We start from the raw sequence: 18,303 nt of genomic DNA, 5'->3' as shown, positions 1-18,303 counted from the left end.
TTAATTGAACTCAACGAACTAAAGTGGATTTTTATACGAATCGTAAACAGCCATTATTACTATGTTAAATCCCTAGTAACTTTTCCCTGCTGTAACGATGTCTCACATCGTTACAGCGTGTGCAGAGCGAAGCAATTGCACCCATCACTAAAACCAACTCCAAGCACCCAAATAAAGCGTGTCCCACAGGGACGAAAAGCGCTGATAATATCACCAAAGTCCGCAAACGTTCCGCGGCCACAAGTAAAGCGTGTCCCTTAAGGGACGAAAGCGTTGTAACCATGCAATACCATTAACAAGCACCAACAGCATCAGTATTCCTCGCTTATAGGGGGAGTCCAGAGGGCACAGTCCTCTGGGGCCCTCCCTATCAGGGAGGGTTTGGGAGGGTAATCACCATTATGTTTGTCATGAAATGCGGCGGAAGTACGCTGGCGGCGCTGCCTAGTTCTTTTTTTGAAGATATGAAACGACTGCAGGATGAGCAGATCATTCCGGTAATTGTACACGGAGGCGGACCTGCGATCTCGGATACGCTCAGTAAGCTGGGCATCGAAACCGAATTTGTCAACGGGCTGCGCAAAACGAACGAAGCCGTACTCGACGTTGTCGAGATGGTTTTGTCAGGGCAAATTAATAAAGAGATCGTTCGCAAGATTCAGCTGGCGGGCGCAAAAGCACTCGGAATCTCTGGTGTGGATGGCCATTTGATCCAGGCAGAGCCGGTAGCCAATGCCGATGAGGTTGGCTTGGTAGGTGATGTGATCCATGTGAATGCGGAGCTGCTGCAAGGCATCATCAAGCTTGGCTATATGCCGGTAATCGCTCCGGTTGGCCTGGGAGCAGACGGAGGCAAGCGCTACAATATTAATGCCGATACAGCGGCGGGTGCTGTAGCTTCACATCTGGGTGTGGAGAGAATGATTGTCGTGACCGATGTACCGGGCATTATGAAAACGACCAACGGTGAGAAAAAGGTGCTTCCGCTCGTTACCGTGCAGGAAATCAACGAAATGATTACAAGCGGCGATATTTATGGGGGCATGATTCCGAAGGTACGTGCGGCGATCCAATGCATCCAAGGCAAGGTGAGTGAAGTGGTTATCGTGAACGGAGCCGAGCCGGAAGTGTTGAGCAGAGTCATTAAAGGTGCAGAGATCGGTACACGAATCGTCAGATAAGTTTTCGAGCAGCAAGCAAGCGCAATGCAACAAACCAATGAATCAGGAAAAGGAGTGAGCTGGCATGGGAGAAGGAGCCAATTCTTTATTTCCGAATTACGGCAGCAGGTACGGGTTGACGTTTGTGAAGGGTGAAGGCAGTCGACTGTGGGATGAGCAGGGCAAGGAATACCTCGACTTGATGAGCGGAATTGCTGTTACGAATCTGGGGCATGTCCCTAAGCAGGTTACCGAGCGTCTGAAAGCGCAAATCGACCAGCTTTGGCATACCAGCAATTTATTCCATATACCGAATCAGGAAAAGCTGGCTCAATTGCTGACCGCTAACAGCTGTGGCGATGCCGTGTTTTTTTGCAACAGTGGTGCTGAGGCCAATGAAGCGGCGATCAAGCTGGCCCGTCGCTATTTTAATAAAGTTCTGGGCAAGCCGGAGCAATATGAGATTATTACGTTTCAGCAATCTTTTCATGGGCGTACGTTAGCGACGCTGACGGCAACCGGGCAGGATAAGGTAAAAGACGGCTTTGCACCATTGCCGGAGGGCTTTGTGTTTGCGCCTTATAATGATGCAGAGGCACTGAAGCAGCTAATCGGTCCCAAAACCTGCGCGATTATGCTGGAAATGGTTCAAGGTGAGGGTGGTGTGAACCGCGCTGAGCCGGAGTTCATCAAGCAAGTGACAGCTCTTTGTGAGCAGCATGGGCTGCTATTGATTATTGACGAAATCCAGACCGGAATCGGTCGTACCGGCAAGCTGTTCGCCTATGAGCATTATGGCATTCAGCCGGATATATTTACATTGGCCAAAGGTCTTGGCAGTGGAATGCCGATTGGTGCCATGGTCGGCAAAGAGAAGCTTCGTGAGGCATTCTCTGCAGGCAGTCACGGCTCTACATTCGGCGGCAATTATTTGTCTACAACGGCGGGTGTGGCAACACTGGAGACGATTTTGAATGAAAAGCTGTCCGAGCGTGCGGCAGAAATGGGCGATTATATCGTTAATGAATTGTCGAAGCTATTAGCTGATAATCCATTGGTAAAGGAAGTGCGTGGTTTAGGATTGCTGATCGGGATCGAATGCACGCAGCCGGTTGCCGACTTGGTCACAACACTTCAGGAGCAGGCTGTTCTCGTAATCTCGGCAGGCCCGAACGTAATCCGATTGGCACCGAGTCTGTTGATCACGAAGGAAGATGTCGATCGGGGCATATCCGTAATCCGTTCGGTACTTAGCAAACAGGCGGCCGCTGCGGTACAATAAAAGCTGAATTTATTTTTGAAAGGGGCAGAGAACCTTGACAATCACAGAGCAACAACTAGCCGTTGATTTAAAAGGCAGAGATTTTTTGGGTCTATCTGACTTTACAACCGAGGAAATTCAATATTTGCTGGATATGGCGATAGATTTGAAAAAGAAACGTAACGCAGGGGAAGTATTCCATCCCTTGAAAGGCAAGACGCTGGGAATGATTTTTGAAAAGTCATCCACTCGCACAAGAGTTTCCTTTGAAGTCGGGATGTATCAATTGGGCGGTCATGCCTTATTTTTGAGCAGTAACGATTTGCAGCTGGGACGCGGCGAGACGATCTCCGATACAGCACAAACGATGTCGCGCTACCTGGATGGCATCATGATCCGTACTCATGCCCACCGCAAGGTTATTGATTTGGCTCGCGGAGCCACGATTCCCGTAATTAACGGACTGACCGACCGATCGCATCCGTGTCAGGCATTGGCCGATTATCAGACGATATTGGAGCACAAAGGGCAGCTTCGCGGCTTGAAGGTTGCTTATATCGGAGATGGCAACAACATGGTGCATTCCTTGATCATGGGTGCAGCAAAGCTCGGAATCGATTTTGCGGTCGCTTCGCCAAAGGGCTATGAGCCTAATGAGAAGATCGTAACCTCAGCCGTAGATGTAGCGAACCAGACTGGAGCGAAGCTTTACGTTGGTAACGACGTCAAAGAAGCGGTATCGGATGCCGATGTTATTTATACCGATGTGTGGGCGAGCATGGGCTTTGAGGAAGAGCAAAAAGAACGTGAAATCGCCTTTAAACAATTTCAGGTGAACGAGGCGCTTGTTAGTCTGGCGAAAAAGGATTACCTGTTCATGCACTGCTTGCCTGCCCACCGTGGCGAAGAAGTCAGTGAGGGTGTTATTGACGGACCGAACTCGATCATTTTTGATCAAGCCGAAAACCGGCTGCACGCCCAAAAAGCGATCATGGCAGCAATTATGTAAGGAACTTATAAGTTCATTTTAATTGTAATTATCAAAGGAGCGCGGAATCAAACATGGCTAAACAAAAAATAGTTCTCGCCTATTCAGGCGGTTTGGATACTTCGGTTATTTTAAAATGGTTAAAAGAAACGTACGATGCTGAAATTATCGCTTTTACAGCAGATATCGGGCAAAAGGATGAGCTGGACGGTCTGGAAGAAAAGGCGCTTGCGACAGGTGCTTCCAAAATTTATATCGATGACCTTCGCGATGAATTTGCCAAAGACTTCATTTATCCGATGTTTCAGGCAGGCGCCTTGTATGAAGGCCAATACTTGCTCGGAACAAGCATTGCGCGTCCCTTGATCGCCAAGCGGATGGTTGAAATCGCCCGTCAAGAAGGCGCTACAGCGATTGCCCACGGCGCAACAGGTAAAGGTAATGACCAGGTGCGCTTCGAGCTTACAGCGGCAGCCCTGGCGCCTGAGCTGGAGGTTATTGCCCCATGGCGTCTGGATTCTTTCCGTGAAACCTTCCCGGGCCGTGCAGAAATGATCGCATACGCCGAGAAACATAACATTCCGGTAACGGCTTCGGCCTCCAAGCCTTATTCCACTGACCGTAACCTGCTGCATATCAGCTTTGAGAGCGGCATGCTGGAGGATCCTTGGTTTGATCCAAGCGCAACCTCGAACAAAGATATGTTCGTTTTGAGCGTTGACCCTGAGGATGCGCCGGATCAGGCAGAATACGTAGAATTGAACTTTGAAAAGGGTAACTGTGTAGGGGTTAATGGCGATCTGATGACTCCGCTGCACGTGATGGAGTATTTGAATGAATTGGGCGGCAAGCATGGAGTGGGCCGTGTCGATATGGTAGAGAACCGTTTTGTAGGCATGAAGAGCCGCGGCGTGTATGAAACACCGGGTGGTACGATCCTGTTCACTGCACATCGCAAGATGGAGTCGCTGACGATGGACCGTGAGGTTATGAGCCTGCGTGATTCGTTGATTTCCCGCTATAGCATACTTGTATATAACGGCTTCTGGTTTGCGCCGGAGCGGTTGGCCGTCCAGGCTTTAGTGGATGAGAGCCAGAAGAATGTAACAGGTACGGTGCGCTTGAAGCTGTACAAAGGCAATGTCATCGGAGCGGGCGTTCAAAGTCCTGTCAGCTTGTACAACCCGAACATTGCAACGATGGAAGCTGATCCGACTCAAGCTTACAATCAAGGTGATGCGACTGGCTTTATTCGTTTGAACGCTTTACGCTTGAAGGTTTCCTCCGGTGTGGAGCAAAATGCGAAGTCGTAAGTAACGTATCAAGGAAAGCAAAATCCAAGTTGTGAGCAAATAGAAGGCATAGGCTTTTCTGAGCTGTCGCATAAGCAGCTTGGGAAAGCCTTGCATTGTGTATAAGAGACTCAAGATAGAATCAACTATGAACACACGGCTTTCACGTAGAAAGCTGTAAGAGAGGGGCTGTAACGGTGTCAAAGCTGTGGGGTGGACGTTTTACGAAAAAAACCGATCAATTGGTAGAGGAATATACGGCTTCCATTTTGTTCGATAAAGAGCTGGCAGAAGAAGATATACAGGGCAGTTTGGCGCATGTGACCATGCTGGGAACCTGCGGAATTGTTCCTCTGGAGGATGTCGACAAGATCAAAAACGGCTTGCTCAAGGTACAAAGCAAGATCCGTCAAGGGGAAATAGAGTTCACAGTAGGCGACGAGGATATTCATATGAATATCGAGAAAGCGCTGATCGAGGAAGTTGGTCCCGTAGGCGGGAAGCTGCACACCGGACGCAGTCGTAACGATCAGGTCGCAACCGATATGCATTTGTATTTGCGTAAGCGCGTTGTCGAGTTTGTCGGGCTGTTGAACAAATTACAAGAGGCACTTCTGGGACAAGCCAGTCAAAACCTGGATACGATTGTGCCGGGGTATACCCATTTGCAGCGTGCCCAACCGATTCTGTTTGCTCATCATCTGATGGCTTATGTGTCGATGTTCCAACGTGATATCGAGCGCCTGCAGGATAGCTACAAGCGGATTAATGTACTGCCGCTTGGTGCAGGTGCATTGGCGGGAACAACCTTTCCAATTGACCGTCATTTTGTAGCTCAGCAGTTGGGCTTTGACGGTGTGTACGAAAATTCGCTGGATGCGGTGAGTGATCGTGACTTTATTATCGAGTTTCTGTCCAATGCTTCGATGATCATGATGCATTTGTCACGCTTATCTGAGGAAATGATCTTGTGGTCGTCAACGGAGTTCCGATTTGTCGAGCTGGACGACGCATTCTGTACGGGCAGCAGTATCATGCCTCAGAAGAAAAATCCTGATGTGCCTGAGCTGGTTCGCGGCAAAACGGGCCGTGTGTACGGTAATTTGTTTGGTCTGCTTACGGTGCTGAAATCATTGCCGCTGGCTTATAACAAGGATATGCAGGAAGACAAGGAAGGTATGTTCGACACGGTACGGACACTCCAGGGCGCGCTTCAATTGTACGCTCCAATGGTCAGCACAATGAAGGTCAACAAGGAACGGATGCGCCAAGCGGTCAATCAGGACTTCTCAAATGCGACCGATATTGCTGATTATCTCGTGAATAAAGGCTTGCCTTTCCGTCAAGCGCATGAAGTGATTGGCAAAACAGTGCTGTATTGCATTCAAAACGGGAAGTTTTTACTCGATTTGAAGATTGAGGAGTATCATCAATTTTCCGAGCTGTTCGAGTCCGATATTTATGCAGTGCTGCAGCCAGAGCAAGTAGTCAATGCACGTAATGTGTATGGTGGAACGGCAACTGGACAAGTTAGTGCTGCCATTAGCCGCGCTGAGGCTGTGAAGCTGCAGACGGATGAGTGGTTCGAGCAGTTTTATAACAAGAGCAAGTAGGCGGTCCCATTTAATGATAGCCGGTTCCAAAATAGTGCCAATTCGGAAGGGCTTTGACGACAATTACCGGCGAAATGGATAAAAGTTGGACAAGGCTGATAGTTGGCTACAGGGATTGTTGCCGAGTCCTAAACAACAAATAGCTATGATCGCATTAGATGCGATCATAGCTATTTGTTATTATTCATCCGAACTGTTTAACAACGCGGCCGAACATATTGTTTCTGCTTACCGTTACTTCGAGGTGGAAGGCGCAAAGGTAATCACCGTAACCGAGCTGGGATCGAGTACGAAGCTTGCGCTTCCGTCAGCGTATGTGATTGGCTCGGCTTCGGCGAGTATTGGATTTGTATCCGTCGCGCTCGTGCCTTTCAGTACCCATCTTTCGGTATCCGCTCCTACGGTATAGTTTTGCAAATTTAAATTGACGGTGATCGAATTGGTATTCGAGTTCATTAAATATACGGAAAGCTTCTGGCTAGAAGGCGAGTAGCTGGAAAAAGTTGACAATTGGCTGGCTCCGGTGGTGGATACCATTTTTTCCAGCAAAAATCGGTTCCACACTTGAATCGCCTTGCCCATCGGAAGCAACTTTCCATCTTCGTCAATCGCTGATCGTTCATCAGTCGGTTCGTTGTTCAAACCTTTACGTGTCACCCAAAAATGAATATAATCCACTTTATCGTATTGCAAAATTTTTCCAATTTTTATCGCAAGTAGCGTAGCCCGGCTTATATCATTTGGCAATGGACTGCCCGCCGTGTACGTATTCGTTTCGGTAATTGATATTTTAATTCGGTCACGATCTGACGAATTGAAATATTGATTGATATGGTTGATCACCGTATCGATGGGACTGACATTGGTCGTTCCATACAGATGTACCGCGACAAAATCGGCCTGGCTTGAAACGGCAGGCATCACGACGCTATTCCACGACACCGAATCATATACAGGAACGCCGACCTGAATGGAAGGGTCCACTGCTTTCATGGCCGCGGTAAATTCGTTAAACACGTCGGCGTAATCCTGCGGCGACCAGATATAGCCTGATTGCGAGGTGTAGAAGGGCTCGTTCCCGATTTCCCAATATTTTACGTTCCATGAATTAATTACATTGGCATATCGGACCCACTCGACTGCCGCTGTCTTCAGCTCTTCCTTCGTCTTCGCCCAGTCCGCACCTGTTGCTTTCATTGCATCTAGGCCGACAATGACGAAAGGCTGTACTCCCGTTTCGTTTACTGCGTGCATAAATTCATTAAAATCCTGCGTTTCCTTGTACGTTCCGTCCGGGTTCAGTAGCGCTCTCTCACTATTACTCAGCACGTGCCCTGTCGAATAATAGTATGAGAGCTGCGGATGAAGTGGACTTTCGCTTGTTGTCGGATAAGGCGCTCCTGTCCACAAATAGCGGTCACTAGCCTCGCCTTCACCGAAACGGACCGTTCCCGCTCCGAGCGCCTGCAGCGATTCCACAAACGTGTTCCCCCGATTTGGGTGATAAACGTCCGAATCAACGGTATGATTGGCGACAACACCGAGCGGCTTATTGTACACGTCGCTAAGCACGGTCGCTACATCAACCGTAATATGTTCCACGGACGGCGTGCCAGGGTTCTCATCCGTCGTGAACGAAGTCACCTTCACGTTATCTATACCGAGAACACCTCTTCCAGAGGAAGTAGATACAAATTTAATCGCCGATATATGGGTGGCTTCAGGGATTTGAAATCCTTCGTAATCCACCGTTCCAAGCAGCGTGGTCCCGGTTAGGTCGTAGCAGTAGCCCTTTACTTTTTTTTGGGCAAAATCGACCTCCAGTCTGATCTGATACCAAGCGCCATCCGTATAGGAGCCGGTTGGCAGCATCGGCGTGGATACAGTTTGGCCTGCGGCGTTTTTTTGCAGCATTTTGAAGATGTAACCACTCGCCAGAGTGCTGTTTTGAATTTGCGTAATAACCTCGTTCTGGCTGCTGTACAGCGTGGCGCCGAAATACTCATGTTTGAGTGTCGGATCTGGATCCGCCTCGGTTTTGATATTAAATTGTACGATGGCTTTTCCGCTCGACAGGCTGCCGAAATTGAGTTGCGCATATGCGGTATTCGTACCCGTGTCGTTAATTTTAAGATACTTGTTTGGCGATGATAGCGCATAAGCGTCAAGCGTTACGCTTGTGTTGGCAGGTGTGCTGAAATTCCACCATACCGGCAGCATCGACGTTGTCGGCAGCTCACTTCTACTCGCATACCCATCAAAATTTTCCTCAACCAATGTCTGTTCGGTCCATTCGGTCGCTTTCACTGAACGCAGATCATGACCAAGTAGCGACCAAAGTATCGTAAACAGCAATACGACGATCATCGCAGTTCGTGTTGTCGGCTTTTGCGGAATGCTCATCTCAATTCCTCCTTGTATATGGTCAGATTTACAAATGGACTACCAATTATTTCAGCATGTTTTGCTCCTTCAGTAATGCGGCGGCGTGCTCCATGTAAGCATCATATTTAAAATTTTGCTTTAGCGCTGCCAGGAACTGATCGTATTCGGAGATCGGGCGTTTCCCGAATATAAATTTGATCAGCTCATCCTTCGTAAAGCGCTCCAGGTCGTTTTTATTAAACCCGTCGGGATAACTGTATAGATTGCTGTTGAGTTCGTTAATGCGCCGCTGGTCCTTTGTAAATTGAAGCGCCTTATCCGCATAAGGAAAACGAATTGATAAGTATTCGATTTCCTTACGCCCCGCCATTTGATAAAGCGAAAAATATCCGCCTTCCTTATCCATCAGCTCGTTAGGCTGTATCTTGCCGCCTATATTTTTATAATGTCTTCCATCAATACCGTAAGAAACCAGGTTTAATCCTTCTGGGGAAGCGATGTAATTGAAGAAATCCAATATTTTTTGCAGCTTGACCGGGTCCTTCTCTGCCGCTTTGGATATGACGTATAAATGGGATGCCTTGCCGTAATCAAACGATGCATCGCTTAGCCCGCCCGGCGAAGCCAGCTGAATCCACTCTGCGTTAGGGTTGACGCTCTTCCATTTCTCCTCGTTATCCTTTCTGAGTATGGACTGCCAGCCCGCATATATAATACCTGCTTTGCCCTGATAGGCTTTTTCCATCGCGAGCCCGTTTTTGTTTGTAATAAACTCCATATCGACACCGCCCGATTCGATCAGGCTCTTAAGATAAGTCAACGCCTCCTTCATACCGGGGTCGAACAATGCATCGGTCAACTTCCCGTTTTTCAGATATAAGGTGCCCGGAGAGCCTACGCCAAACGAACCAAATAAGGGAGAAAATGCACCGAACTCAAAGCCTGTCAATCCAAATGTGTCCTTCTTGCCATTGCCGTCAGGGTCCTGCTCCGTGAACGCACGCGCGACCGCTTTGAATTCGTCGAGAGTACTTGGTGGCTGAAGTCCAAGTTTATCGAGCCAATCCTTACGAATCCAGAACGTATTGAAAGGAATGTTGCCGTCTCGGCTGATTGATCCGATAGCCAACTGCTTCCCAGTGATCCAACCGCTCTTGAAATGATCCTCTCCTTGGAAGTCGATTAGTGTCTTCAGCTTCGGGATATACGGTGTCAAATCGAGCAGGAGTCCTTTATCGGCAAAAGCTTTAATTTCGCCTGGGTCGAGCTCGAACACATCCGGATAGTTTCCGGCAGCGAGCCTGACGTTGACTTTATTTTTGTAATCACTTGCGCCCACCATTACCATATCCAGATCAATATTCAGCTTCTTGTCGATCGCTTGCTTAAGCGCATCCTCCTCGTGTTTGGGCAGTCCTGCCCCTGGCTTTAACACTTCGATCCGCACTGGCTTTTCTGCAACCTTGTCGGATGCGGTTGTCTCCGTATGCTTCTCAGCGCTTTGAGAACCGCCTGCCGAACATCCTGCAGTGATTCCTCCAAGCAGTACCGCTATCATGGCTAGCGAAATGGATTTCATGTACACTCCCCCTTGTTTCACGATGGTATCCTCCTGACATCATTTTGTATGGATCGATGATATGGTTCATTGTATCAAGCCGCTTGTTATCGCTATATACACGAAATCCGTTAATTGAACTAGCATATCCGTGAAAACAAAAAGCCGGCTTAAGGGCCGGCCATGCATGGTCTAATATGGAATCGGTGTCAAGCTGAATGGTTCTTCATTGAATAAACTTTGAAAAAGGATGCTTCTCTTATCTATACACAGGTCCCTTAATCCCATCCTCGACCAAGGGTGCTTCATAAGGCTTGGCTGGCTGAAGCTTGGGATCAGGCTGACCCGAGGGAGTGGTCGGGTATACCGCGATAATCGTCGGCTGTGCGGCATAAGTATCCAGCGAGATACGCTCTTGGGAAATGATCCGGTCTGCTTGTTTTTTATAGCGTACAGTATCGACCACATACCCTGGTTTACCTTCACTAATAAGCTGCTTCTTGCCTGGTGATAAAGTAGGATTAGCCACATAGCGGATTTCGGGATGAAGCGTGCGAATCGTATGGGATTCGATGGCGTATGTCGTATCGATGGGAATTTGACCAAATAGTTTAACAGTCATTTGCCGATCATCTACCGACGTTCGGATGAGCAAGTACTTGTCTGTGCTATTGCGAAATTGAAAATTAATGTGCCCAGCTGCAAAGGTTGCATCTTGTCCAAGTGCAACATAGCTAACTGGCAAGGAATGATGGCGTCTTTCGACTATCGTAAGTCCAGCACGCAGTACGGCATTGTAAAGGGTGGAGGATACCTGACAGATGCCGCCGCCGATCCCGGGGACAAGCTTGCCATTTACGATAACAGGAGCCTCCTGAAAGCCGAACCGAGCCTCAGTTTGCGCTATATAGGTTGCGTAATCAAAGATATCCCCCGGTTTCATCAACAGGTCATGGATCGTCGATGCCGTCGAGCGAACGTTGTGCAGGCGACCTTCGCTTGTTTGCATGAGTGGTGTAGAGAACTCGCTGATTTTGCGATCCACCCCCTGAGCCTGGAGAACGGAAATCGTAAGGTCTGGCTTTTGGGTCACAAAGGATAGAGGAATATCGATAGGTACCGCGCTTTCCTCTGATTGGGAAGATATCCGATTCGTGGCCCCAAGTGGATGAATCTCCTTTTGCAAGTACTGGAGCAAAGCTGCCTCGTCTACACGATTTACTGGCCTATCAGGGATATAGCTGATCTCATCGGTAGGTCCCACAATGCGCTGAGCAGGACTTGGTTGTTGTCCATACAGAGCGGGCAATTGCTGGAGAAGTGCTCCATGTAGTACAGCGGGATCAAATTCGTAATGAAGTGCCAGATGCCGCTCACGCAGCTGCCAACGGGATGCCGCACGAGTCCAGGGTGACCCCGTACGCAGCTGCGTGAGTGGCACAAGTGCATCTTCTACGGACACGCGAAGGCCTAACTGCTCCATCGTAGCAGTGAAGGCAGGCAGCTTCATGTCGGGCAGCGTGCTGACCAAGCGAAGGGGCTGCTGCCGCACAAGCTGTGTGTGTGCGGTAAGCTGCTGCTCGAATTCCGTGTAAGTAATCTCGCCCACATGCCAATCATCTATTGTATATCCTGCAGGCATTCGATTCTGCAGGCCGTATAGAGCAATTCCCACACAAGCGATAGCAGCTATCATCAACATATAAACAAAAAGACGTAGATAAGGGTTCCGGTATTTCACTATAGGATGCACTCCCTTTTTTGAAAGTACCTTTGCCGTTAAAGAGGTTCTGCTCGTACACTAGATGTATATGCGATCCTCTGGGGGAACTTGACTAGTTCTCTGTTCCAGCAAGAAAACTGAAAAAATGCTGAAAATCATTTCCATACGAAGGAATTTGACTGTTAGTGTCGAAACCATATAAGCTAGCGAGGTTAATCAGCGTGATGATTCGAACAGGATGGCTATCGTTTACTCAGGTAGCGAGCGCGTATAAGCACATTTATACGTTCTTATCTACTTAAACAATCAGGATGTGATACCGTGATAGAAATGCAAGATGTGTGGAAAACGTACCCAGACGGCAGTCAAGCATTGAAAGGGATCACCGTCAAAGTGAATCGCAACGAATTTCTGTATGTCGTTGGACCGTCCGGCGCAGGAAAATCGACATTTATGAAATTGATTTATAGAGAAGAACGGCCCACCAAGGGGAGTATTTTCGTAAACGGTTTTAACCTGGAAAAGCTTAAGCAGCGTAAAATACCCTATGTGAGGCGCAATATCGGCGTTATTTTCCAGGATTACCGCTTGCTGCCCAAGTTGACCGCCTTTGAGAATATCGCATTTGCGATGGAGGTTATCGAAGCGCCGAAGAAAATCATCAAAAAGCGTGTGCTTGAGGTGCTGGAATTGGTCAAGCTGCGGGATAAGGCGAGCTCATTGCCGACACAGATGTCCGGTGGCGAGCAGCAGCGGATCGCGATTGCCCGGGCTATCGTGAACAACCCGACGGTTATTATTGCGGATGAGCCGACAGGTAACCTGGATCCCGATACGTCGTGGGGCATTATGAAGCTAATGGAAGAAATTAATTTTCGCGGTACGACCATCATTATGGCAACCCATAATAAAGAAATTGTGAATACGATGCGTAAACGTGTGCTTGCGATTGAAGATGGTCAAATTGCCCGAGATCAGGTCAGGGGTGAATACGGCTATGAGGATTAGCACAGGGTTCCGCCATATTCGCGAGGGCGGTAAAAATGTGATCCGCAATGGCTGGATGTCATTTGCCTCGATCAGCTCGATTTCGATTTCATTGTTTATTCTCGGCGTCTTTTTGCTGCTGACCTTGAATGTCAACTTTTTGGCAGAGCAAATTGAATCACAGGTTGAAATTCGTGTATATCTGGATGTGGAAATTCCTAAAGATCAAATACAACCTTTACAAAATGAAATTAGCGAGATTCCTCAGGTCGACAAGGTGAAATTTGTGTCCAAGGAAGAAGGCATTGTTTATTTGCGCGAAAAGCTTGGTGAAAGCGGTAAACAGCTGCTGGAAGGCTTTGAGGGTGAGAACAATCCGCTGAACGATTCGTTTACCGTCGAGGTTCTGGCACCGCGCGAGGTGGCGAGTGTTGCCCAAAAAATTACGGAAATCAATAATAAAAAGCCGACTAAACCGATATATCGTGTCAGCTACGGGCAAGGAACGGTAGAAACGATGTTCAAGGTCACGAAAATTGTCCGTTATGTAGGTCTTGCGATGGTTGCGGGATTGGCGCTTACGGCGATGTTCCTGATCGCGAATACGATTAAGCTGACGATTATCGCAAGGCGGCGTGAAATAGCTATTATGAAGCTGGTGGGAGCCACCAATTCCTTTATTCGCTGGCCATTTTTTATAGAGGGCGCATTGCTTGGCGTGGTAGGTTCAGTCATACCGGTCGGGGTCCTGCTGTATGGCTATTGGCAGATGATGGAGTCCACCCAATTGGATTTAAATTTATTGATGATTAAATTGCTGCCATTTCAACAGATCTACATGACGATGTCATGCTTATTGCTCGGGATTGGAATCTTAATAGGCATTTGGGGAAGTACGCTGTCCGTTCGCAAATTTTTACGGGTCTAAACCGGTTGCTGGTAATCATTTAACGTCCATACCAGTCTAGTCTAATTATGGGGGGAACCGCAGTTTGAAGAAATATGTGTTAACTTTCATCATATCGGCAGGATTGGTCAGTACGTTAATAGTGCCGCAGTTGGCAGGCGCTGCTTCTTCTGCCACTCAGCGAATTGAGCAGGAGCTTAACCAGCTAAGAAAAGGGCTTTCTGATAATCAGAAAAAGGCTGCTGAGTCAAAATCCACAATTGATAAAATCGCGCAGGAGAAGCAGGCTGTTACTAAGGATCTGAACACGCTGCTAGCGGAGATCGTGACGGCCAATCTGAAGCTGAATGATCTGAATAATCAGATTAGTGAGGGCAAGGAAAAGCTGGCTATTAACGGCAAAGAGCTGGAAGAGGTTGAGGAGCGTATTGATTCTCGGGACAAGCTATTGAAGTCGCGTCTTCGATTGATGTATATGAACGGTGTGGTTTCGTATGCGGATGTGCTGCTGAGCTCTACGAGCTTCGGTGATTTTCTGGATCGTTTGAACGCTTTAAATGCTATAGTAAATCAAGATAAGCATATATTGGAGGATAATCGCAAGGACAGAACGGAGAAAGAGGGCAAAGAAAAGCAGATTAAGCAGGAGCTGAGTCAGGTTGGGGATTTGTATACCCAGCAGGCTGTTCACAAATCGGATCTGGATAATAAAGAGAAAGAAAAGCAAGTTATGATCGCCAGTCTCTCGCAAAAGGAAAAGGAAGAGAAACATACGCTCGAGGATATTAGTGAAGACTCGGAAAAAAAGCTGGTTGAAGAGGCACGCAAGCAGTCGGCGCTCGCTGAAGCGAAGCGCAAAGATGCTGAGGCTGCTGCTGCCGCCGCGGCGGCTAAGGCCAAAGCAAAGGCGGGCAATAGCGCTACCCCTGGCAACAGCACGACCCCAGCTCCGGCAGCACCATTCACAGGAGGCAAATTTGCTTATCCATTAGCTAAAGTGGCTCCAATGACCTCCGATTTTGGCTATCGCTCCGATCCGTTTAATGGGAAGAAAACGATGCATAAGGGCATTGACCTCGGAGCTCCCAACGGAACGAGCATTTTAGCTGCCGGCGATGGTGTCGTGATTGTCGCTTCCTGGTGGAGCGGATACGGAAATACGGTTATTATAGATCATGGAAATGGTTATTGGACGTTGTATGGACATATCCGTAACGGGGGGACGGTTGTGGAGAAGGGAGATAACGTCAAACGAGGCCAAAAGGTAGCTGAGGTGGGTTCAACCGGGGAGTCAACGGGCAATCATCTTCACTTTGAGGTTCGCATTAACGAGGATCCTGTAGATCCTAAGCCATATCTTCGCTAAACCGCTGTTAATAATTTCTAGAGGCTTGTCATACACTACAAAGACGAGTCCAATAAAGGTAGTCATAAAGGCGGTGTATTTAATAGTATGAACTTCAAGGGACGTACGGTTATATTATTTGTTTTGTTGGCCATGTTCGCCAGCAGCATCATGACGCTCATGATCGTGAACCCTTCGACATTGGCGGCAGGTTTGAAGGGTGGGGCCGTAGGCTCCACGGTGACTTCCGGACTAAGCACGAAAGACATGAATAAGCTGTCAACTACCTATCAGCTGATTGAAGGCAAATTTTTGTCCCAGGTCGATCATGATAAGGTCATGACAGGTGCGATCAATGGCATGCTGTCCTCGTTGGAGGACCCTTTCACTGTCTATATGGATCAAAAGGAAGCCAAGCAATTCGATGAGAGCATCACTTCCTCCTTTCAGGGGATTGGCGCAGAGGTATCCTCCGAGGAAGGCAAGGTGACGATCGTTTCTCCTATCAAGGGCTCACCAGCGGAAAAGGCGGGATTGCATGCCAATGATGTCATTTTGTCGGTCAACGGCGAGAAGCTGGATGGCTTAACGCTGAATCAGGCGATCATGAAAATCCGCGGACCCAAGGGCACACAAGCCAAGCTGGAAATTGTGCGTTCCGGTTCCTCCGACCCGATTCAAATGACGGTTGTGCGGGATGATATCGACGTGGAAACAGTGTATGCGGAGATGCTTCCGAACAATATCGGTAAAATTGAAATTCGTCAGTTTTCCAGCAATACATCCAAAAGGTTCAAGGATGAGTTAGCAGGTCTCGAGGCCAAAGGGATGAAAGGCTTGATTATTGATGTTCGGAACGACCCGGGCGGTCTGCTATCGGCGGTTGTTGAAATTGTTGAGCCGTTCGTACCGAAGGGTAAACCCATTGTGAAGATTGAGAACCGCAAGGGTGAGCAGGAGGACACCACCTCCCAGGGTACAGGTAAAAATTATCCCGTGACGGTACTGATCAATAAAGGCAGTGCCAGCGCATCGGAAATATTGGCAGGCGCCCTGCATGATTCCTCCGACAGCAAGCTGATAGGAGAAACCACATACGGTAAAGGTACGGTGCAGGTTACGTTCGAAAAGGAGATGGGCGATGGCAGCAATATCAAAATGACGGTGTATAAATGGCTGACACCAAGCGGTACCTGGATTCACAAAAAAGGGATCGCGCCTGATATTGCTATTGATCAACCTGCTTATTTTAAAGTAGCTCCGTTAACGAAGAAGACAACCCTGGTGCAGGACACGAGCAGCGAGGACGTTAAAAATCTGCAGACGATGCTAAAGGGACTTGGCTTGAATCCGGAACGCGCGGATGGCTATTTCAGTGAAAAAACAGCTCTGGCGGTCAAAGCCTTCCAGCGGATGCAAAATCTACCGATTACCGGAGAAGTTGATACCGAGACAGCGACACGTCTGGAAAAGATGATTTTGGCAGAAATTAAAGATCCCAAAAATGATCTGCAGCTCAAGGCGGCAACGCAGCATTTGCAGTCCATCATGCCGAAGTAACAGTATAAAAGTAACAGCGGCAGGAAACTTGCTCCGTTGAATGCGTAAGGTTTATATAAAGAGGTGGGCAGGAATCGGCCTACTCTGCGTCGAATCATAGTGAGGAGGGTGGATACGTCCGCCTTCCTATTTTATTGTTGCAGAGGGAGCTTTCCGCATGAACGTGTTTATGGAAATCGCACTTAAAGGGCTGCAGGCCCTGCTTCAATTACTGATCAATCCTTTTTATTATGTGGGCATATGCTTTGTCATTTTACAATACCGTAGACAAATAAGTCTGGAGCGTAAATTGTTTCATACCAAGCTGCATTCGATACTGTCGCAAACGTGGCAGACGCTGCTGTGGGGCTTGATTGGGGGTATCGCAGCTTCTATTCTGATGGCGTTTATTGGCGCAACGATACAAGTCGAGGCTGTACTTATATTATGGGTTATCGCTTTGCTGCTGCTCTTTATTCGGGTGCGATTTTTATGCTGGGCTTATGCGATTGGACTTATCGGCATCCTGCAATCGATATGGATATTCATCCCCGCCCTACATACAGTAGCTGGTCTGTCTTGGTTGACGGAGCTTTTGCTTGCATTAAATATGCCATCCTTACTGGCATTGATTGCGATCTTGCACATAGTGGAAGCCGTACTGGTTCGCACGAGGGGGGCTCGTACAGGGACACCCATGTTCTACGAGAGCAAACGCGGGAAAATCGTCGGAGGCTACCAATTACAGGGTTTTTGGCCCGTTGTGTTATTCCTTGTGGTCCCTTTTCAAGGTGGAGGCACGTTGCTGCCCTGGACACCACTGCTGGGTGCAGGACTATGGGGCGGAGGCTGGACAATTATCGGGTTTCCGATGATGATCGGGTTTGCTGATATAACCTTATCGCGGCTGCCGGAAGAGAAAGCCAGGCTCAGCTCCAATCTGTTGTTCATGTATGCGGGTGCGGTGCTGCTGCTGGCGGCTCTCGCTTATTTAGGGCCTGTGGCGACCCTGATTGCATGTCTGGGCTGCATATTGCTTCACGAAGGACTAAGAATGTACAGCCGTTGGGACGAATCGAATCGAAAGCCGTATTTTGTGGAAGATCCGCGTGGATTAAAAATATTGGGAGTCTTGCCTGGAAGTGCAGGCGATGAGATGGGTATACAAGCAGGTGAGATTATCCACAAAGTCAACGGCCTGCCAATTAGGTCCAAACATGAATTACACCATGCGATGCAGTTGAATTCGGCCTTTTGCAAGCTTGAGGTACTGAACCTGGCTGGAGAGAGTAAATTTTTGAAGCGACCTATGTTTTCTGGAGAGCATCATCAGTTGGGTATTCTCCTCGTTCCAGATCAGGATGCACCTTACTACGTAGAGGAGAAACCGGTACATTTTTGGCGATATTTAAGCAGAAAGCTACCGGGTACGATAAGCAAGTGATGGGAACATATAGGGTTCTTTGTATGGATTCATTCGATTATGTAGAACATATAAAATGAAAATTGTTCCACAAGGAACAAAAAGCTACCGGAAATAAATTC

General features: G+C 48.1%; 13 protein-coding genes. 10 read left to right on the top strand and 3 right to left on the bottom strand.

Features of this window, described 5'->3' with window-relative positions:
• Positions 1-401: 401 nt before the first annotated feature.
• From argB to argH, 5 genes are all read left to right on the top strand, one after another.
• A complete protein-coding gene (argB, locus tag NST47_RS00465; protein WP_445667342.1) occupies positions 402-1,181 on the top strand; it encodes an acetylglutamate kinase in 780 nt (259 codons plus the stop codon).
• A 64-nt stretch (positions 1,182-1,245) separates the two neighbouring features.
• Positions 1,246-2,442, top strand: a complete 1,197-nt coding sequence (locus NST47_RS00460) for an acetylornithine transaminase (protein ID WP_341153487.1) — start codon at positions 1,246-1,248, stop codon at positions 2,440-2,442.
• Positions 2,443-2,476: 34 nt separating this feature from the next.
• On the top strand, positions 2,477-3,430 hold the full coding sequence (gene argF / locus NST47_RS00455; RefSeq protein ID WP_341153486.1) for an ornithine carbamoyltransferase: 954 nt from the start codon (positions 2,477-2,479) through the stop codon (positions 3,428-3,430).
• Between the two features lie 53 nt (positions 3,431-3,483).
• Positions 3,484-4,722: an argininosuccinate synthase gene (locus tag NST47_RS00450; protein WP_240419874.1), complete on the top strand. Its 1,239-nt coding sequence runs from the start codon at positions 3,484-3,486 to the stop codon at positions 4,720-4,722.
• 176 nt (positions 4,723-4,898) lie between these two features.
• Positions 4,899-6,314 (top strand): argininosuccinate lyase, encoded by a 1,416-nt coding sequence (gene argH / locus NST47_RS00445; RefSeq protein WP_341153485.1) that lies wholly within the window; start codon positions 4,899-4,901, stop codon positions 6,312-6,314.
• Positions 6,315-6,548: 234 nt separating this feature from the next.
• Here the strand turns inward: argH and NST47_RS00440 are convergent, their stop codons facing one another.
• From NST47_RS00440 to NST47_RS00430, 3 genes are all read right to left on the bottom strand, one after another.
• On the bottom strand, positions 6,549-8,717 hold the full coding sequence (locus NST47_RS00440; protein ID WP_341153484.1) for a hypothetical protein: 2,169 nt from the start codon (positions 8,715-8,717) through the stop codon (positions 6,549-6,551).
• 46 nt (positions 8,718-8,763) lie between these two features.
• Positions 8,764-10,278 carry an extracellular solute-binding protein gene (locus tag NST47_RS00435; protein WP_341153483.1) on the bottom strand — a complete coding sequence of 505 codons (1,515 nt, stop codon included), beginning with the start codon at positions 10,276-10,278 and terminating at the stop codon, positions 8,764-8,766.
• Between the two features lie 238 nt (positions 10,279-10,516).
• Complete coding sequence (locus tag NST47_RS00430) at positions 10,517-11,998, bottom strand: VanW family protein (protein ID WP_341153482.1); 1,482 nt, start codon at positions 11,996-11,998, stop codon at positions 10,517-10,519.
• A gap of 303 nt (positions 11,999-12,301) precedes the next feature.
• Between NST47_RS00430 and ftsE the strand changes: the two genes are divergently transcribed.
• The 5 genes from ftsE to NST47_RS00405 all read left to right on the top strand — a co-directional run bounded on the left by ftsE (position 12,302) and on the right by NST47_RS00405 (position 18,202).
• Entirely contained in the window at positions 12,302-12,988 is a 687-nt protein-coding gene (gene ftsE / locus NST47_RS00425) for a cell division ATP-binding protein FtsE (protein ID WP_076233466.1), read from the top strand.
• Positions 12,978-13,895, top strand: a complete 918-nt coding sequence (ftsX, locus tag NST47_RS00420) for a permease-like cell division protein FtsX (RefSeq protein WP_341153481.1) — start codon at positions 12,978-12,980, stop codon at positions 13,893-13,895. The genes ftsE and ftsX overlap by 11 nt, the downstream gene beginning before the upstream one ends.
• Positions 13,896-13,959: 64 nt before the next feature.
• Positions 13,960-15,240 (top strand): murein hydrolase activator EnvC family protein, encoded by a 1,281-nt coding sequence (locus NST47_RS00415; RefSeq protein WP_341153480.1) that lies wholly within the window; start codon positions 13,960-13,962, stop codon positions 15,238-15,240.
• A gap of 87 nt (positions 15,241-15,327) precedes the next feature.
• Positions 15,328-16,779, top strand: coding sequence for a S41 family peptidase (locus NST47_RS00410; protein ID WP_341153479.1), 1,452 nt, complete (start codon positions 15,328-15,330; stop codon positions 16,777-16,779).
• A gap of 157 nt (positions 16,780-16,936) precedes the next feature.
• Positions 16,937-18,202 (top strand): PDZ domain-containing protein, encoded by a 1,266-nt coding sequence (locus tag NST47_RS00405; RefSeq protein WP_341153478.1) that lies wholly within the window; start codon positions 16,937-16,939, stop codon positions 18,200-18,202.
• Positions 18,203-18,303: the final 101 nt, after the last annotated feature.

This window comes from Paenibacillus sp. FSL H8-0034, from assembly GCF_038000305.1.
Lineage (GTDB): Bacteria > Bacillota > Bacilli > Paenibacillales > NBRC-103111 > Paenibacillus_S.
Note: the sequence above shows the minus strand (reverse complement) of the source record. Positions and strands in the feature narration are given on the sequence as shown.